Below are 15136 nucleotides of genomic sequence, written 5' to 3' on the forward strand. Positions count from 1 at the left end.
GGGGTGGCCATGAACGTCCTCGTCACCGGCGCGAACGGCCAGCTTGGCGGGGCCTTGCAGCGCACCGCGCCCGCATGGGCCGATATCAACGCGATCGATGTCGAGGATGTCGACCTCACCGATGCCGCGATGCTCACCGCGCGGCTGGTGGTCGAAGCGCCCGATGTGATCATCAACGCCGCCGCCTACACCGCGGTCGACAAGGCCGAGAACGATGAGGCTCTGGCGCGCGCGATCAATGCCGAGGCTGTCGCGGTGATGGTCGAGGCGATGGCAGGGACCGGGGGCAAGGTGGTCCACGTCTCGACCGACTACGTGTTCGACGGCACGGCCTCGACGCCCTATCCGCCCGACGCGCCGCGCAATCCGCAGTCCGCCTATGGTCGCACCAAAGCCGAAGGCGAGGATCACCTGCGCCCCGAAGACCTGCTGGTGCGCACCGCGTGGGTCTATGAAGCGGGCGGCGCGAACTTCGTGCGGACCATGATCCGGCTGATGAAGGAGCGTGACGAGCTGGGCGTGGTCGCCGACCAGATCGGCTCTCCCACCTGGGCCACCGGCCTCGCCCGCACCCTCTGGGCGCTGATCGAAAAGGGCGCGACCGGCACCTTTCATCACTCCGATGATGGCGCGGTCAGCTGGCACGGCTTCGCGGTTGCCATCGCCGAGGAGGCCCATGCGCTGGGCCTCATCCCCCGCATCCCGGCGATCAACGCGATCACCACCGCCGACTATCCGACCCCCGCCCGCCGCCCGGCCTTCTCGCTGCTTGATTGCAGCGCGACCCGCGCCTTTCTGGGCGATGCCGCGGTCCCCTGGCGCGACAATCTGCGCGCAATGCTGAAAGAGGAAGCGAAGCTTGGCTAATCTGCTTGTCACCGGCGGCGCCGGGTTCATCGGCGGCAACTTCGTCCACTATTGGAACGCGAAGCACTCCGAAGACCGCGTCATCGTGCTAGACGCGCTGACTTATGCCGGCAATCGCTCGACGCTCGAAGGCACGGCGGCCGAATTGGTGGTCGGCGACATCCGCGACACCCCACTCGTGGAAAGCCTGCTGCGCGATCACGCGATCGACACGCTGGTGCACTTCGCCGCCGAAAGCCATGTCGACCGCTCGATCAGCGGGCCCGACGCCTTCATCGACACCAATATCCTCGGCACCAACAGCCTCTTGAAAGCCGCCCGCAGCGTATGGCTGTCGGGAAGCGGCCGGCCGCACCGGTTCCACCACATCTCGACCGACGAGGTGTTCGGATCATTGGGGCCGAGTGATCCGGCCTTCTCGGAAATCACGCCCTATGCCCCCAACTCGCCCTATTCGGCGAGCAAGGCAGCCTCGGACCACTTGGTGCGCGCCTATCACCATACCTTCGGACTGGAGGTGACGACCAGCAATTGCTCGAACAATTACGGGCCTTACCAATATCCCGAAAAGCTGATTCCGCTGTTCCTCCTCAACGCGCTGCACGGGCGCAACCTGCCGATCTATGGCGACGGGATGAACGTGCGCGACTGGCTGCATGTCGAGGATCACTGCCGCGGGATCGAGGCGTGCCTCGCCAATGGCAAGCCGGGCGAGACCTACAATATCGGCGGCGGGGCGGAACTGCCCAACCTTGAGGTCATCGCCGCGATCTGCCGCGAGGTCGACCGTGCGTTCGCAGAGGTCGATGGTCTCGCCGAACGCTACCCCGATGCCCCGGCCGCGAAGGGCGAGGCGACCGAGAGCCTCAAGACCTTCGTCACCGACCGCGCCGGACACGATCGCCGCTATGCCATTGACGAGACCAAGGCCCGGGCCGAGCTCGGCTATGTCCCGGCGCATGACTTCGACGTGGGCCTGCGCCAGACCCTGCGCTGGTATCTCGACAACGAGGCGTGGTGGCGCCCCTTGGTCAAGGCCTAGGCTTCTGCTTCCGGATCCGCCCTGGCCATCCAGACTAGGGCAGCATTGGTCAGATTGCGGATCGCGACCGCAATTAACACGCCTAGGCTCGCGCCTGTCAGCCCCCATTGCGGGACCAGCGCGAAGACGGTGAGCAGGCCGCAGGCGGTCGCGCCGATCTCGACCAGCAGCACCGTGCGTTCGCGCTTCTGCATGACCAGCGCGATGCCCACCGGGCCGGCGGCGACATTCACCAGCTGTCCCACTGCGATCCAGCGCAGTGCCTCTGCCCCGGAGACGAATTCCGGGCCAAACAGGCCAAGCAACCATTTGGGCGCCATGATGGCGAGCAATCCGAGCGGCGATGCCAGCGCGATGCCGATGCCGCCTGCCACCAGAATGATCCGCCGCAGCCGCGCAGTGTCGCGGCTGCCGGCGGCGAAGGCGAGGTGGGGGCCGGCCATCGTGGCGAAGGAGGTGTTGATCAGCTCCATCAGCATGCATATCTGCACTGCGGTGCGAAACACCCCCGCGTCGGCAGCGCCGAGCATCGCGCCGATCGTGAGGAGGATCAGCCAGTTGCCGGCTAGCGTAACGAGCGGTGCCGTCGCCACCCAGGCCCCCGCCGCGATTTCGGGCCGGGCCGTCGGCGCGCTGCGTCCCTCCTTGCCCAGCGATTTGCGGACAAAATAGGCCCCGGTTGCAAGGGACATGGTCAACCCCGTCACCAGCGCTGCGGGTGCGAATAACGGGTTGTAATTGCCGCCCGATTGCCACAGTCCCAGCATCACCAGCATGGCGAAAGTCGTATAGCCCACCCCTTCAAGCGACTGCGACAGACGTACCTGACCGTGGCACCGCAGCAGCGCGCATTGCAACCTGACGAGCGGCAGCAGCAGCACCGCCGGGGCGATCGCGATGATGAAGGAAGCAAGCCCTGTATCCTCGATCAGCAGTGTGGCCATTGGCAGGCTGATTGCCGCAGCCAGCAGGGCAAGGGCAATGCCCAGATCAGCGACAAAGCGGAAACTCCCGCGGAACCGCTCTCTCGCCTCGGCCAGACGGTTTTCCCGCAGCAGCGTTGGTAGTTGCCGGACCATGATCACCGGCTGCCCCAGCGCGGCCATGCCGGCGAGCAGGGTCATGGTGGTGAAGGCGATCTGATAGAGACCGATGATCTTGGCGCCGAACATCTGCGCCATGATCCACGTTAGCGCAAAGCTCGAGATCGCCCCGGCGCCTCGCAAACCGAGGCCGAGCAGAAGATCGGAACGAAGGCGGGATGCCAGCGGCTTGGGCAAGTGATGCAGTCCAGATTGCAGAGCTCTGCTTCGCACAGGCGGAGTGTCTTGAGAGATGGCCGTGAGGGCGTCAAGCGCTATCATGGCCGCCCCGGCAGACTTTCCCAGCCCGCCGGAATCCTCGGCGCGCGCTGTCTGCACAGGTCACCTGTCACGGCATTGCCACAGGGCGAAATAGGGCATTTGTCCCTTTACGATCGGGGTGTTTTCGTTGAAGGTCCCATGTGGGTCAGGCACAGCTTTCAGACGGGGACTGGCGATCATTACGCTGCGGCAAGCTTATGAAGGGGTAGGCAATCGCGGCCCCGGTTTCGATATGCTGCGACTGGTCGCGGCGAGCGCGGTGTTGGTACACCACGCGATGAAGATCGAACATGACATCGTGCGCGATGACTGGCTGTATCAGTTCTCGCAAGGCTACGCCCAACTTGGCCTGCTGGCGGTGTCGGTTTTCTTTGCGCTCAGCGGGTTCCTGATCACTCCGGGGCTGGTGAAAAGCGGGAACGTGATCGGCTATCTCAGCCGCCGGTTCATGCGGATCATGCCATTGCTGGCCGCGGTGGTGGTGGGCACATCGCTTGTCGTCGGCCCGTGGTTTTCCGGGCTCCCGGTAGCGGAATATTACAGCAGCCCGGTGACGTGGCGCTATCTCAAGACCGTCACCACCTTCCTCAGCCTGCAACTGCCCGGCGTTGTCGACTATGACGGAGGCGACACGATCAACGGCCCGATCTGGACGCTGCACTACGAATGGACGTGCTACTTGCTGCTGGCGGTGCTGGCCTGGGCGGGTGTGATGCGGCGTCGCTGGGTGTTCCTGTCGCTCTATGCCACCGCGCTGGCGGGGCTGTGGTTCGGGCTCGGCCCGATCGTAGTCGATGGCGGGCGCACCAAGTTGTTCATTTTCCTGTTCCTGTTCGCCTATTTCGGCGCTGGCGTGCTGATCCAGTTGTTCAGCGATGTCGTGCCCTGGTCGCGCACGCTGATGCTGGCGGCGCTGGCGCTGCTGGTGGCGGCGTGGGCGACGCCGTTCGACTACCTGATTGCGCCCTTGCTCACCACCTATCTGGTGGTCGGCATCGGTCTGCTACGCTTTCCCAAGACGCCGCTAACGACGGGCGTCGATCTGTCTTACGGCGTCTACCTCATGCATTCGGTGGTGCTGATGATGCTGATGAACCTCTATCCCTTCACCTCGTGGCTGGCGCTGTTCGCGGTGTGCTGGCCGATCACGCTGGCGCTCGCCTATGCCTCGTGGCGGTGGATCGAGGAACCGGCGCTGGGCCACAAGGAATGGCCGGAACGGATCGCGCGCGGGGTGCTCGCCCGGCTCCGTCCGCGTGCGGAGGCCGGGGCATGAGCGCCGCTCAGCGCCATGTCGCCATCACCGGGGCGAGCGGCGGGATCGGGCAGGCGCTCGCCCGCCAGTTTGCCGCTGACGGGCACCGCGTGTCGGCAATGGGCCGCAATGAAGCCGTGCTGGCCGAGCTCGCCGCTGCTGCCCCAAACATCACCCCGATTACGGTCGATGTCGCCGATGGTGCGTCCTGCGCGGCAGGCTTTGCCGCGGCCGAGGCGGCGCATGGCCCGGTCGAGCATCTGATCGCTGCCGCCGCCGTCTATCCCAAGGCGCACTTCCTCGACCAGACGCCCGAGCATCTGGACGATGTCCTGCGCATCAACGTGGTCGGTGTCGCCAATGCCGTGCGCGCAGTGCTGCCTGCGATGCTGACGCGCAATTACGGGCGGGTGGTGGTGATGGGCTCGCTCGCCGACATGAACCCGCTGCCCGGATCGCTCGCCTATTCGGTGTCCAAGGGCGCGCTCCATTCGCTGGTGCGCGGGATCGCGGGCGAGATCGACCGCGATCGTTACCCGGATGTGCTGGTCAACGAATTCAGCCCCGGCGCGACCCGCACCGCGATGAGCGACTACGGCCATGCGCCGGAAGAGATCTACGCCATGCTCCTGCCGCTGCTGACCTGCGGGCGCGACGGCCCGCACGGACGGTTCTTTCAGGAATGGGGCGAGATCCGGCTGGGTGAGAGCTGGAAGGGCACGATCAAGCGGATCGTGCTGCGGCGCTGACCGGAGCGGCGCCTTCGGTGGCGATCCCCGGCCACACCGCGCTCCCCGCGATATCGCCGCCGCGCGCGGTCACCTCGGCCCAGAGCTGCTGGTCGAGCGCATAGATCGCCAGAATCCGCTCGCGCAGGGCATCGGGCAAGGCATAGGTCTTGATCTCGCGCGCGAACTGGTTGGCCATCGTGTTGAGATCGCGCAGCTGCGCCGGGCCCGCATCGCCGCGATAGCGCTGGCCGAGGAAACCGGCATGGGCCACGGTGCGATAGACCCCGGTGCGCGTCACCTTGCGCGCCAGATCGATGAGCGGCGTGCGCCCCGTCCGGGGCTTCGCGCCGCCCTCGTTGCCGCGTCCGGCAGGCGCGGGCGTGCGGATACCGCAGCGGGCCTCGATCTGCCGCACGGCGGTCTCGAAGCTCTCGGTCAGGTAGAGATGCGGGTCGATCCGCAGGCCCATGTTGCGGTCGGTGAAGAAGGCGTGCTGCGGCTCGTGATGCGCATCGAAGAAGTCGTAGGCGACTAGCTCGACAAAGGCCTCCATGACCGTGGCGATCGGGGCCTGGGCAAGCCGCATCAGCTCGTAGTGGATGTCCTCTTCAATCACCACCCGGTCTTGCCGCCATTCTTCCGCAATCGCGAAATGGGTCATGCGCAGCGCGGTTTCGGGCACCGAGGACAGGAAGCGCGATACCGGTTCGCGCAGGAAGGCAACCACGGGCCCCTGATAGTCGTCAAACGCCAGCCAGTCCGCGCATTCGAGCCGGTTTTTGGACTCGGTCGATGCGTTCTTGGAAATCCGCAGCAGACCGAGCGCGCGATCCTTGCGCGCCAGCACATATCCGTGCGGGTGGGTGGTGGTCAGGGGCTTTCTGAGCACGCTTTTTCCTGTTCCTGATGGCGAGAGAGGTTACGGCGCGACCCTGCTGCCCTCTTTTGGGGTGATCTTTTTTGCAGTGCAACACCCATCTCGCGCTTGCGGGCATCGGCTGCACCCCTTAGACCAAAAGTGGCTCCCGGAAAGGCCCGCCTCCCATGCTGAACAAGAAAAAAATCGGACGAATGATCCCCTATCCCGTGATCGAAAACGGGCGGAAGGTGATCAATATCGGGCCGCATCGGTGTCAGGTCTGCCAGTCGCCCGTGCGGCGGTTCCGCGACACCGGCTATGGCTTTGAAGTGCTGGAGCGTCTGCAGGTCGTGGGCGGGCTGCGCCGCTTCGCCGACCAGTGCCCGGTGTGCCATTCCAGCTCGCGCGAACGGCTGATCTGGTTCTGGCTGTCGCAGGCGGACAAGGGCTTCCGCTTCGCGCGCGACATCACAATCGCGCACTTCGCCCCCGAAAAGGGCCTGACGCGGCGAATCAGCGAAGCCGCGCCGAAGAACTACACCGCCTATGATTTCGAACCTTCGCGCTATCGCCATATCGACACGGTCGAACAGGCCGACCTGTCGGCGCTGCCGATGGCGGATGACAGCGTGGATCTGCTGATCTGCAACCACGTGCTCGAACACGTGCCCGATGTCGATCTCGCGCTTGCGCAGATCCGCCGTGTGCTGAAGCCCGGCGGGACGGCGATCCTGCAGGTGCCGCTGGCGCTGAAGCTGGAGCAGTCGATCGAATTGCCGCTCGATTCCACCGGAGAGGAACGCATCCGGATCGTGGGCCAGGACGATCACCTTCGCTTGTTTACCCCGGCAGACTACCTCGCCGCACTGGAGCGGGCGGGCTTTACCGTTGAGCGGTACGACGCCTTTGAAGATGACGACGCGGCGGCCACTGCCTGGATGATTGATCCCTTTGAACTGCTCTATCTCTGCCACAATTAAGGCGATGTCGGTCGGATCAGACCGACATCGCCAGCGGTGTCAGAGCTGCGGAAGCGCGCCGGCCGGTGACAGGCTGCTTGCCATCAGGCCCGGCAGGCCGAAGCTCCACACGGGCGGCAGCGGATTGATGGCGAGCGTGCCGGCGGGCGTGAAGTTTCCAGCCAGACTGTCGGCGAACTTGGTCGTATAGTCTCCGCCAATCACTGTCCCGGTTGATCCGACAGGGGCCAGGAAATTGCCATCGATGACATTGTTGGCGATCCCGACATCAAGGTGCTTGCCCGTTGGCGTGCCGACCCAGTTGATATTGTGCAGCGCATTGTTGGCGATGAGGCAGTAGCCGTCGGGATCGTAGCCCGTACTGTCCGCGCGGAGCATCAGGCGCTGGGTCGGCATCGAATTATGCGCGAACACCACATGGCTATGCGTCGTGCCGGCGAACTGACTGGAGACCTGCGTCCAGACGGCATAACCGCTGCTCGAAGGCACGTTGGTGAACGCATTGCCAACCACCACGAAATCCCGGCAGAGACCGCCATTGGCGGCGAGGAAGATGTTCTGGCCCCGAATTCCCGTCCCGCTGTTGAAGGCGATGATGCTGTTTTCGGTCAGTGCGATGCGCTGGTAAAAATCGCCGTGGAAGTCGAAGCACGTCACCAGTTGGAGAGCGACGTTCTTGACGTTCCGATCGGTGAACGGAGCGCCCTTGCCATCTGGCAACGCCAGCGCCGATGCGCGGCGGCTGTTATCCAGCACGCTCGCACTCCAATCAGGCAGGCTGTTGAGCCAGTCGGCCACGTCCTTCACGAAGTAACCTTGCGCTGCGGTTGCAGGATTATATCCGCTTGCCGTTGCAATAGTGTAGAATGTTTCGGTCCTGCCGATCGCAAAGGTCGCGTTGTTCGCACCCCATTTCGCGGTCACGGTGCGGCTGTTCCCATCGGCTGGCCCGGCAATCCCGAGCGTGGCGGTGGCCTGGGTACCGCTGTAGGTCACGCTCAGCGAAGGGAAATCCACCAGCCAGCCGTCGGTGCTGTCGAGACCGTCGATGGTGTTGCCGACCACGCACTGCCCATCGCTGGCGAAGTCTCGGAACCCCTGTGCAAGCGAGCAGCCGCGCACCAATCTTGCCGAGATGCAGGCATCGGACTGGGCCACCATTTCGCATTCGGTGAAGTAGGGCGAGCCTGCGACCGGGTTGCCATAGGTGCGGGGCCCCGCTCGCCAGAGCGTATAGCGGCCGCCGCTGTTGACGAACCGGCATCCGTCGAGCCAGTGATCGCCATCCGCCGAGGGCTCCGACCAGATGGTGCCGATATATCTCGTGTCGAAGGTAATGTTGCGGCCCTTGAAGTGCAAGCGGTTGATTTGCGTCCGGAACTGTGAATTTACGTCACCGTTGAAATCGGGTGTTGCAAAGACCACGGGCGCCTTTGCGGTGATGGTGCAGTATCCCTTGCCGCTATAGACGCCGCTGCCCGTTTTGGTCGCTGCCAGGTCTTCGGTCATCGGCTTCATGACCGTGATGAGGGTCGAATCGTCACCGTTTGTGCGGTGGAAATTGATGGCGGCGCCCACAGTCGCGTAATTCGCTCCCGCCACGGTCGGCGCGTCGGGATCGACCGTGATTTCACTGTCGTAAAACGTGGTGCGGGGCAGGAACAGGTAGGGACCGATCACCCGGCGCTGCATCGTCGCATCGGCAGGGATAGCCTCGACATAGAGGTTCGCCTCACCCGACTTGCCGGGCGGCCGGGCGAGATTGATCCAGTAACCCCAATAGCGTCGCTCGACCCCGTTGGCGTCCGTAATGGTATGAAACCGCGGTGCCACCACATCGAGGCTGCGGCCCTCGAAATGGAACCGCACCCGGTCGATCCCGCCGATCAGCGTGCCATTGTCGTTGGCCATGGCCATGACGCCCACTGTCAGCTTGTCGGTGAAGCGCTGATGGGGCGGCACCAACAGGCGCACGGCAGGCTTGGCGGTGGTGCGCACCGGATCGGCCGGGATGCTAGCAAAGCCTGTTCCGGGCACGCCGTTCCATTGCTCCGAAGGCAGGATCAGCGGCAGGGCGGTGGCAGCCTGAAAGACGGAATGCGGCCGCTGGTGCCGGCAGGATTGTCCGATGCCGAGCCTGCTCATTTGGCGAGCCCGACGATGTCTTGTGCCGTGGTCCCCGTTGCCCGGACCCGGATGTCGAGAATGCTGCCGCTGACAATATTGCGGAAGGTGACGAAGTCGTCCGAACCGACCGCCTTGAGCGTGATATTGCCGCTGGTCCCGATGTAGATCGCCTTGGTGGTCTTGCCCAGTTCCAGCGTGTCATCGGGGACGATGGCAAAGCAATCCGCGCTCGGAGCGATCAGGCTGTTGCCCGCGTTGGCATATTGGTCGTGGCTCATGTCTGTTTCCTTGCTCTAAAACAAACATGAACATCGTAAGTGACCGGGACTGCGGTAGGAAAATGATTTCTGCGCCGCGGCGCCATTTTCGGCGTTGGTCGCGGCACGGCAACCTGTCCGCGCGCCGGCGTTCAGTCCAGCGACGTGCGCCCGCGATAGCCGTTCCACCACTGGCCCGGCTGCATAACGATTGGGCCATAGGCGGCGCGCCGGGCGCGGTGCTTGCCCGAAACCAGCCCGAGAGCCGCGCTGGTGCCCCAGCGCCGGAAGGCGGTCAGCCAATAGGCAAGGCCGACCACCAGCGCGCCCACGCCCGGCCAATGGCGGCGGGCATAGTGCATCAGTCCGGTGAACTTGTAACGCGTGCGCGCAGCGGAATAGATCGCGCCGCTGCCGACATCGTGCACGATCCGACTATCGGGCGACAGCCAGACATTGAGGCCGGCCTGCTGCATGCGGGTGAACAGATCGATCTCCTCGGCATAGAGCAGGAAGGTAGGGTCAAAGCCGTCCAGCATGTCCCATGCGCGGCGGCTGATCATCATGAACCCGCCGCACAAGACCGACACCTGCTTGGGCGCCTGAAGGTTCTCCAGCTCGGCCCGGTCCGGCTGATCGCCCGGCAAGCCGAAGGCCTCGCGCAGAATGGCGCCAACCGAGGGGATGGTGAGGAAATTGCCGCCATCCAGCTCGCCATCGGGATAGGTCGTCACCCCGCCCCAAGCATCGCCCGGCTGGGTCTGGGCGAAGGCAAGCAGCCGGTCGATTGCCGAGTCGACAAGTTGCGTGTCGGGATTGAGCAGCAACAGATAATCGCCCCGCGCGTGGCCTGCGAGCAGGTTGTTGCCCTTGCCGAAACCGATATTGCCCTGACTGGGGATGACGCGCACCGCGGGGAAGGCCTCGCGTATCAGCGCCTCGGTCCCATCCGTGCCGTTGTCGACCAGGAGGATCTCGTAGGAGCCGGGGGCCGTGTGCTGGATCACCGAACCGATGCAGTCGGCGATGTATTGGCGGGAATTATAGGCAACGATCAGGATGCTCAGTGGTGGTCTGGTATTCCCGCCCGGGTCTGCCGTGTGGCTGGCGGTGTCCACAATCTGTGGTGGCGCGTCGGTCATGCTGCCATCCTCTTGCGCCATCGGGCAATCACACCGCGGACCGGCACGTCGTGGAACCGCGATACGAAGTGGCCGAGCACGAGCACGATCCTGAGAAAAGGGACAACCGTTGGCCAGCGGGCCAGACCCATGACCGTGGTCAGCTTGCAGACGAACCCGATCATCGGACTGTGGATGGCATAGACCGCAAAAGAGACATCGCTGAGAAAGGCGAAGACCGAGGCAACGGCACACGGCAGTTTGGAGCGGATGCCGGCGGCCGGCAGCAGTGGGAACACTGCAATTGCACATACCCTGTCCCGCGCACTCATTAGAGGCGATAACTTCCCCAACCAAGCCGCGAATGGCGTGACCGCGATGAGGGGCAATTCCGGCACAGGCGCATCAAGCGTCTTGGTCCATGAATTTTCGTGGACCGATGAAACGAATGTCATTGAGGAGGCGGATCCGCTGCGCGGCGGTTTCGGGCCACCTGATAAGGCAGACGCCTCGGTGTTTGGGGCAACTGATCTGTTAATGATATTACCACGCCTGCGACGATCATGAACCAAGCCAGATTATTGGCCCAGATGGATGTGGTCCACATAATCATGGCCGAACTCGAAAGGGACACGATCGCACCGAATGTTGTTGCCCGATCATAATCATTCAGTCCGCGGTTTCGTTGACCGCACCGCCAGACTGCCACGATCACGCCAAGCAAGATCAAAAGCGCGCATGGCAGACCGAATTTTACCGCCAGCATCAGCCAGTGATTGTCAATCGTTTCGGTAATCATCCAACGCGCGCGCGGCATGGATCTATCGCCGATACCGAAAAGTGGGTTGCGTGCCACGGACGCTGTGCCGTAGTCCCAGATGAGAATGCGGTAATAACCACTTCTCGGGTCAAGCGTGAAGTTGCGTATGAGAGTCCGGATAGCACCGGTGGAAGTCGTCAGCTCAAGTGAGACGTAGAGTGCGACGAACGCATAGGCGATGTAGACCATCCTTTCGCGGAGCCGCAGTATAAGATTGAAGACCATCTTATAGCCGATAAGAAACACTGCCATAATGATCGATAAGATGGCCGAAGAGCTAACAGTGAAGACCGCTCCGAACGATGCCAAGGCCCCAAGCCACTTGGATGGGCTTTGTACTCCTGACAGGAAATACAGTGGCAGAAGCGATGTCATGAACATGCCTGCCAAAATCGAATGCGGAAACGATGCTCGGGCGCGCAGGAGCCCGTAACGGACCTCATAAAGCTTATCGATCCGCGCGCGTTGCGGGAACAGATCGGCAATCAGCAGCTCATGCGAAATTGACTCAATCGCCAAAATAATGGCGATGATAATCACGCCGGGCAGAGCTTTCTGGAGGAAGGTCCGAAGGCGGCGCACGTCGGTGATGTAGGCGCGGCCGATTAGGTAACCGCCAAGCGAATCGACCACGAAACTGCCGCCGCCTTCAATTGCCTTGCCGACCCCTGACGTCATCAGATAGGCCGGGATCACCCATATGCTCCCCAGGATCAGCAAATAGTCGGGCAGCGTCAGCCGCATGTTCCGGCGTGCCATTTCGAAGATCGCGAAAGGCGCCATCACCATCAGCGCGACACGGTAAGGCGGAAGCATGACCCCGCCGATGTCCAGCGCGAGGCCCGCAGGCATCAGCAGCGCATAGAACGCGATCAGCGGAACGATTAGGTGCTGGCCGGGCGCAACGGTCTGGTAACCGGGCGGCACGATCGGCCTCCGGCGATAGGCAGCTGGAGCAATTCGTGTCGCCATCGCAGGTTCAACCCGGCCTTCGCATGTGCAGCAATACTGCAAGCTATGGATTAACGCTCAGGGCGTGTCAAACGCTCCGGCAGGCTCGCTTTGCGCACCGCGAAGGGGGTCTGGCGCACCGGCAAGGATTCCCTCGGCCACCCGCAGCGCATTGGCCGCAACCGTGAGCGCCGGGTTGATCCCGAGGCTCGAGGCAAAGGCCGATGCGTCCACCACGAACAGTCCCGGCTGCCCCCACACCTGTCCGGACGGATCCACCACCGATGTCTGCGGATCGTCCCCCATCCGGCAGGTGCCCATCGGGTGTCCGAGATTGGGTGCCCCCAGCCGCTTGAGAAAGCTGACCTTGAGCGGGGCGAAGGCCTGTTCCTGCAATGCCCTCAGACGCCGGGCGCGCACCATCAGTTCCTCTGGCGCGCGATAGGTCACCCCGATCCGGTCCTGCCCGGACTTCGGATCGACGCCCACAGCCTCCACCCGGTTGCTACGATAGGGCAGATCTTCGAGGTTGGAGGTGAACAGATAGGCGTTGCGATACTGCGCGGCAGCGATCCGTCCGACAATGTCTGCGCCTACCGGGACAAAGGGCAGGCGCGCAAGGCCGAGCGCGACCGCCTCTTCTTCGAGATACTTGCCCACCATCCATGGCGAGCCTGCCATGCCGAGCGACTGGCACTCGGCCAGCGGCATGGCGCCGTCCATGTAATGGTCGCGGAAGCCCAGTGTCTTGAAGGGGCCGTGCGCGCCGTCGGCCGGGTTGGCGTCCATGACCGCAAAGATATCGCCGAAGTGGAACATCAGGCCCCCCCCCACCATCTCGGGCACGCGGCTCGAAGGCCACAGATCGGCCGAGCGCTGGAGCACTAGCGGCGAATTGAGCGCGCCCGCCGCCAGCACCACCAGCCGCGCCGCGATCGACTCGCTCTTGCCGTCAGGGGTGCGGGTCACCACCTCGAAATGACCGCCCGCCTTGCGTTCGATCCGGTCGACATAGGCGACGCTGCGCATGGTTGCGCGCCCCTCGTCCAGCAGCGGAGCCAGCACGCGGCCGAAGCTGTCGGACTTGCAGCGACGCAGGCACACGCTGCCCTGACATTCGGAACAGCCGGGCAGGTAATCGATGCCGACATGCATCCGGTACGGATGACGGCCATTGGCGGTCAGCAGATCGACCAGCGCCGCCGTGTTGCCCGAAACCGACGGGGGCTCGCGCAAGTCGGCATCGTCGTCGGGATCGAGCGGGTCGCGCGTTCCGGCCACCCGCAGCATCGCCTCGCACCGGCGATAGAACGGCTTGATCGTGTCGAACCCCACCGGCCAGGCATTGGGCAGGGCCGAGGGCGCATCAGCGAGCCAGTCGGCCGGGCGGAAATCGACTTCGAAATCGCTGCGCCGCGCGCGGCCAAGGGCGGCCCCGTAGAGGGCGCCTGATCCGCCCGCAAGCTCGCCCACCACCGGTCTTACCGCGCGGTAGGACTGACCGGCAGACTGGCGCACCAGCAGCGGATCGCGCCATTTGCCGCTGCCCGGATCAGGATCGGGCGAACTGGCGAGCTTCTGCTTGAGCTTGTCCTTGAACGACAGCTTGGCCCCGCCGCCGGAAGACAGCGCCCCGCTTTCGAGCACCAGCGTCGTCAGACCTGCCTTCGCCAGCACCCCGGCGGCCATGCTGCCGCCCATGCCGCTGCCGATGACGATGACATCCCACATGGGATGCGTCATTCGGCCGGCTTGGAGGATTTCAGCGAACTCAGCTTGCGATGCAGGGCAGGCGGTGTCCAGTCGAGCATCAGGTGGCGCAGCTTCACCGACAGGTCCGGCTTGTCGTCCGTGCCGGGACGCGCCTTGAAAGCGGTGGTCCGCTTGGGCGCGAGCGCTTCGCTGCCTTCATAGGCGGTGTAGTAATAGGTCGCGATCGACCGGCGCGAACGGTCCGGCGGGCAGGCCAGCGGATCGGGATGGCCGTGGTAGCTGTCCAGATCGGTGTTGAACATCACCGCGCGGCCGAACACCGGGGAAACCTTGGTCTGGCAGGCCTTCATCTCGGTGTCCCACAGCTCGAGGTGGCCACCAAAGGAATCGTCCCAGTTCTCGTTGAGATAGATCAGCAGGTTGATCCGGCGCTGCAGCTTCATCTTGGGGTGCATGTTGAAATCGGCATGGACACCCAGGTGCCCGCCATTCTTGGTTTCATGCAGGCCGCCACCGGTGAAATACGGGTCGGCGACGAGGCCCTTCATGCCAGTCATTTCCTGCAGGAAGGCAAGAAAGGCTTGGCTGTTCAGCTCGTTGAGCAGCTGGCGCGTGAAGGGGCCGCAATCCTTAGGGTGGTACTGCGTCTTCTTCTGCTCCTGAGCGCGGGCGAAGGTCAGGCCGGCGTCGGGCTGCGGGAACTCGGCGATGACCTTCTGCAGCACGTCGCCGCTGACAAAATCGTCGATCACGATATGTGGGAAGGGCGATGCCTCGCGATAGCTGTCAGCCCGCTTCCGGCCCGCCTCGCGCGCTTGCTCCTCGTTCAGAAACAGCTGTCCGGCACCTGCATCGGTGAATTCAAGCACACTCATGACAAAACGCCCCAACCTCTGTAATATCAATGACTTCTTGCAATGGTGATCAGCCTCTCCCGGGGCTGGAATGATGCGGTGCTGATCACCGCTGTTCTCGCGACTGTCGTCACCCTTGCAACGTCCCGTACTTTACGGTGTTTTGCGAGGTGACTGCAAGCGATAACCGCGTCG

General features: G+C 63.7%; 14 protein-coding genes. 5 read left to right on the forward strand and 9 right to left on the reverse strand.

Going from position 1 to position 15136, the window contains the following annotated elements; translation table 11 throughout:
- Positions 1-9: 9 nt before the first annotated feature.
- Positions 10-867 carry a dTDP-4-dehydrorhamnose reductase gene (gene rfbD, locus E2E27_RS05650; protein WP_141461601.1) on the forward strand — a complete coding sequence of 286 codons (858 nt, stop codon included), beginning with the start codon at positions 10-12 and terminating at the stop codon, positions 865-867.
- A complete protein-coding gene (gene rfbB, locus E2E27_RS05655; protein WP_141458048.1) occupies positions 860-1909 on the forward strand; it encodes a dTDP-glucose 4,6-dehydratase in 1050 nt (349 codons plus the stop codon). The genes rfbD and rfbB overlap by 8 nt, the downstream gene beginning before the upstream one ends.
- On the opposite strand, the gene E2E27_RS05660 is transcribed toward rfbB, so the two are convergent.
- The gene (locus E2E27_RS05660; RefSeq protein ID WP_234036201.1) at positions 1906-3090 is read right to left on the reverse strand and encodes a lipopolysaccharide biosynthesis protein; all 1185 of its coding nucleotides are present in this window, start codon (positions 3088-3090) and stop codon (positions 1906-1908) included. The genes rfbB and E2E27_RS05660 overlap by 4 nt on opposite strands.
- A gap of 415 nt (positions 3091-3505) precedes the next feature.
- Between E2E27_RS05660 and E2E27_RS05665 the strand changes: the two genes are divergently transcribed.
- Both E2E27_RS05665 and E2E27_RS05670 read left to right on the forward strand, forming a co-directional pair.
- Positions 3506-4549, forward strand: a complete 1044-nt coding sequence (locus tag E2E27_RS05665) for an acyltransferase family protein (RefSeq protein ID WP_141458050.1) — start codon at positions 3506-3508, stop codon at positions 4547-4549.
- Positions 4546-5277 (forward strand): SDR family NAD(P)-dependent oxidoreductase, encoded by a 732-nt coding sequence (locus tag E2E27_RS05670; RefSeq protein WP_181443577.1) that lies wholly within the window; start codon positions 4546-4548, stop codon positions 5275-5277. Before E2E27_RS05665 ends, E2E27_RS05670 begins: the two co-directional genes overlap by 4 nt.
- On the opposite strand, the gene E2E27_RS05675 is transcribed toward E2E27_RS05670, so the two are convergent.
- Complete coding sequence (locus E2E27_RS05675) at positions 5252-6148, reverse strand: hypothetical protein (protein ID WP_141458052.1); 897 nt, start codon at positions 6146-6148, stop codon at positions 5252-5254. The two genes, E2E27_RS05670 and E2E27_RS05675, sit on opposite strands and share 26 nt — an antisense overlap.
- Before the next feature lie 155 nt (positions 6149-6303).
- On the opposite strand from E2E27_RS05675, the gene E2E27_RS05680 reads away from it, so the two are divergent.
- Entirely contained in the window at positions 6304-7098 is a 795-nt protein-coding gene (locus tag E2E27_RS05680) for a class I SAM-dependent methyltransferase (protein WP_141458053.1), read from the forward strand.
- Between the two features lie 39 nt (positions 7099-7137).
- Here the strand turns inward: E2E27_RS05680 and E2E27_RS05685 are convergent, their stop codons facing one another.
- From E2E27_RS05685 to E2E27_RS05710, 7 genes are all read right to left on the reverse strand, one after another.
- On the reverse strand, positions 7138-9243 hold the full coding sequence (locus tag E2E27_RS05685; RefSeq protein ID WP_141458054.1) for a hypothetical protein: 2106 nt from the start codon (positions 9241-9243) through the stop codon (positions 7138-7140).
- Positions 9240-9503, reverse strand: coding sequence for a spike base protein, RCAP_Rcc01079 family (locus tag E2E27_RS05690; RefSeq protein ID WP_141458055.1), 264 nt, complete (start codon positions 9501-9503; stop codon positions 9240-9242). The genes E2E27_RS05685 and E2E27_RS05690 overlap by 4 nt, the downstream gene beginning before the upstream one ends.
- Before the next feature lie 131 nt (positions 9504-9634).
- On the reverse strand, positions 9635-10624 hold the full coding sequence (locus tag E2E27_RS05695) for a glycosyltransferase family 2 protein (protein WP_181443578.1): 990 nt from the start codon (positions 10622-10624) through the stop codon (positions 9635-9637).
- Entirely contained in the window at positions 10621-11058 is a 438-nt protein-coding gene (locus E2E27_RS18650) for a hypothetical protein (RefSeq protein ID WP_181443579.1), read from the reverse strand. The genes E2E27_RS05695 and E2E27_RS18650 overlap by 4 nt, the downstream gene beginning before the upstream one ends.
- Complete coding sequence (locus E2E27_RS05700) at positions 11055-12395, reverse strand: O-antigen ligase family protein (RefSeq protein ID WP_141458057.1); 1341 nt, start codon at positions 12393-12395, stop codon at positions 11055-11057. Before E2E27_RS05700 ends, E2E27_RS18650 begins: the two co-directional genes overlap by 4 nt.
- A gap of 57 nt (positions 12396-12452) precedes the next feature.
- Entirely contained in the window at positions 12453-14117 is a 1665-nt protein-coding gene (locus E2E27_RS05705; RefSeq protein WP_141458058.1) for a GMC oxidoreductase, read from the reverse strand.
- Positions 14114-14962, reverse strand: coding sequence for a 2OG-Fe(II) oxygenase (locus E2E27_RS05710; protein WP_141458059.1), 849 nt, complete (start codon positions 14960-14962; stop codon positions 14114-14116). The genes E2E27_RS05705 and E2E27_RS05710 overlap by 4 nt, the downstream gene beginning before the upstream one ends.
- Positions 14963-15136 lie beyond the last annotated feature (174 nt).

The organism is Porphyrobacter sp. YT40 (genome assembly GCF_006542605.1).
Taxonomy (GTDB): Bacteria; Pseudomonadota; Alphaproteobacteria; order Sphingomonadales; family Sphingomonadaceae; genus Erythrobacter.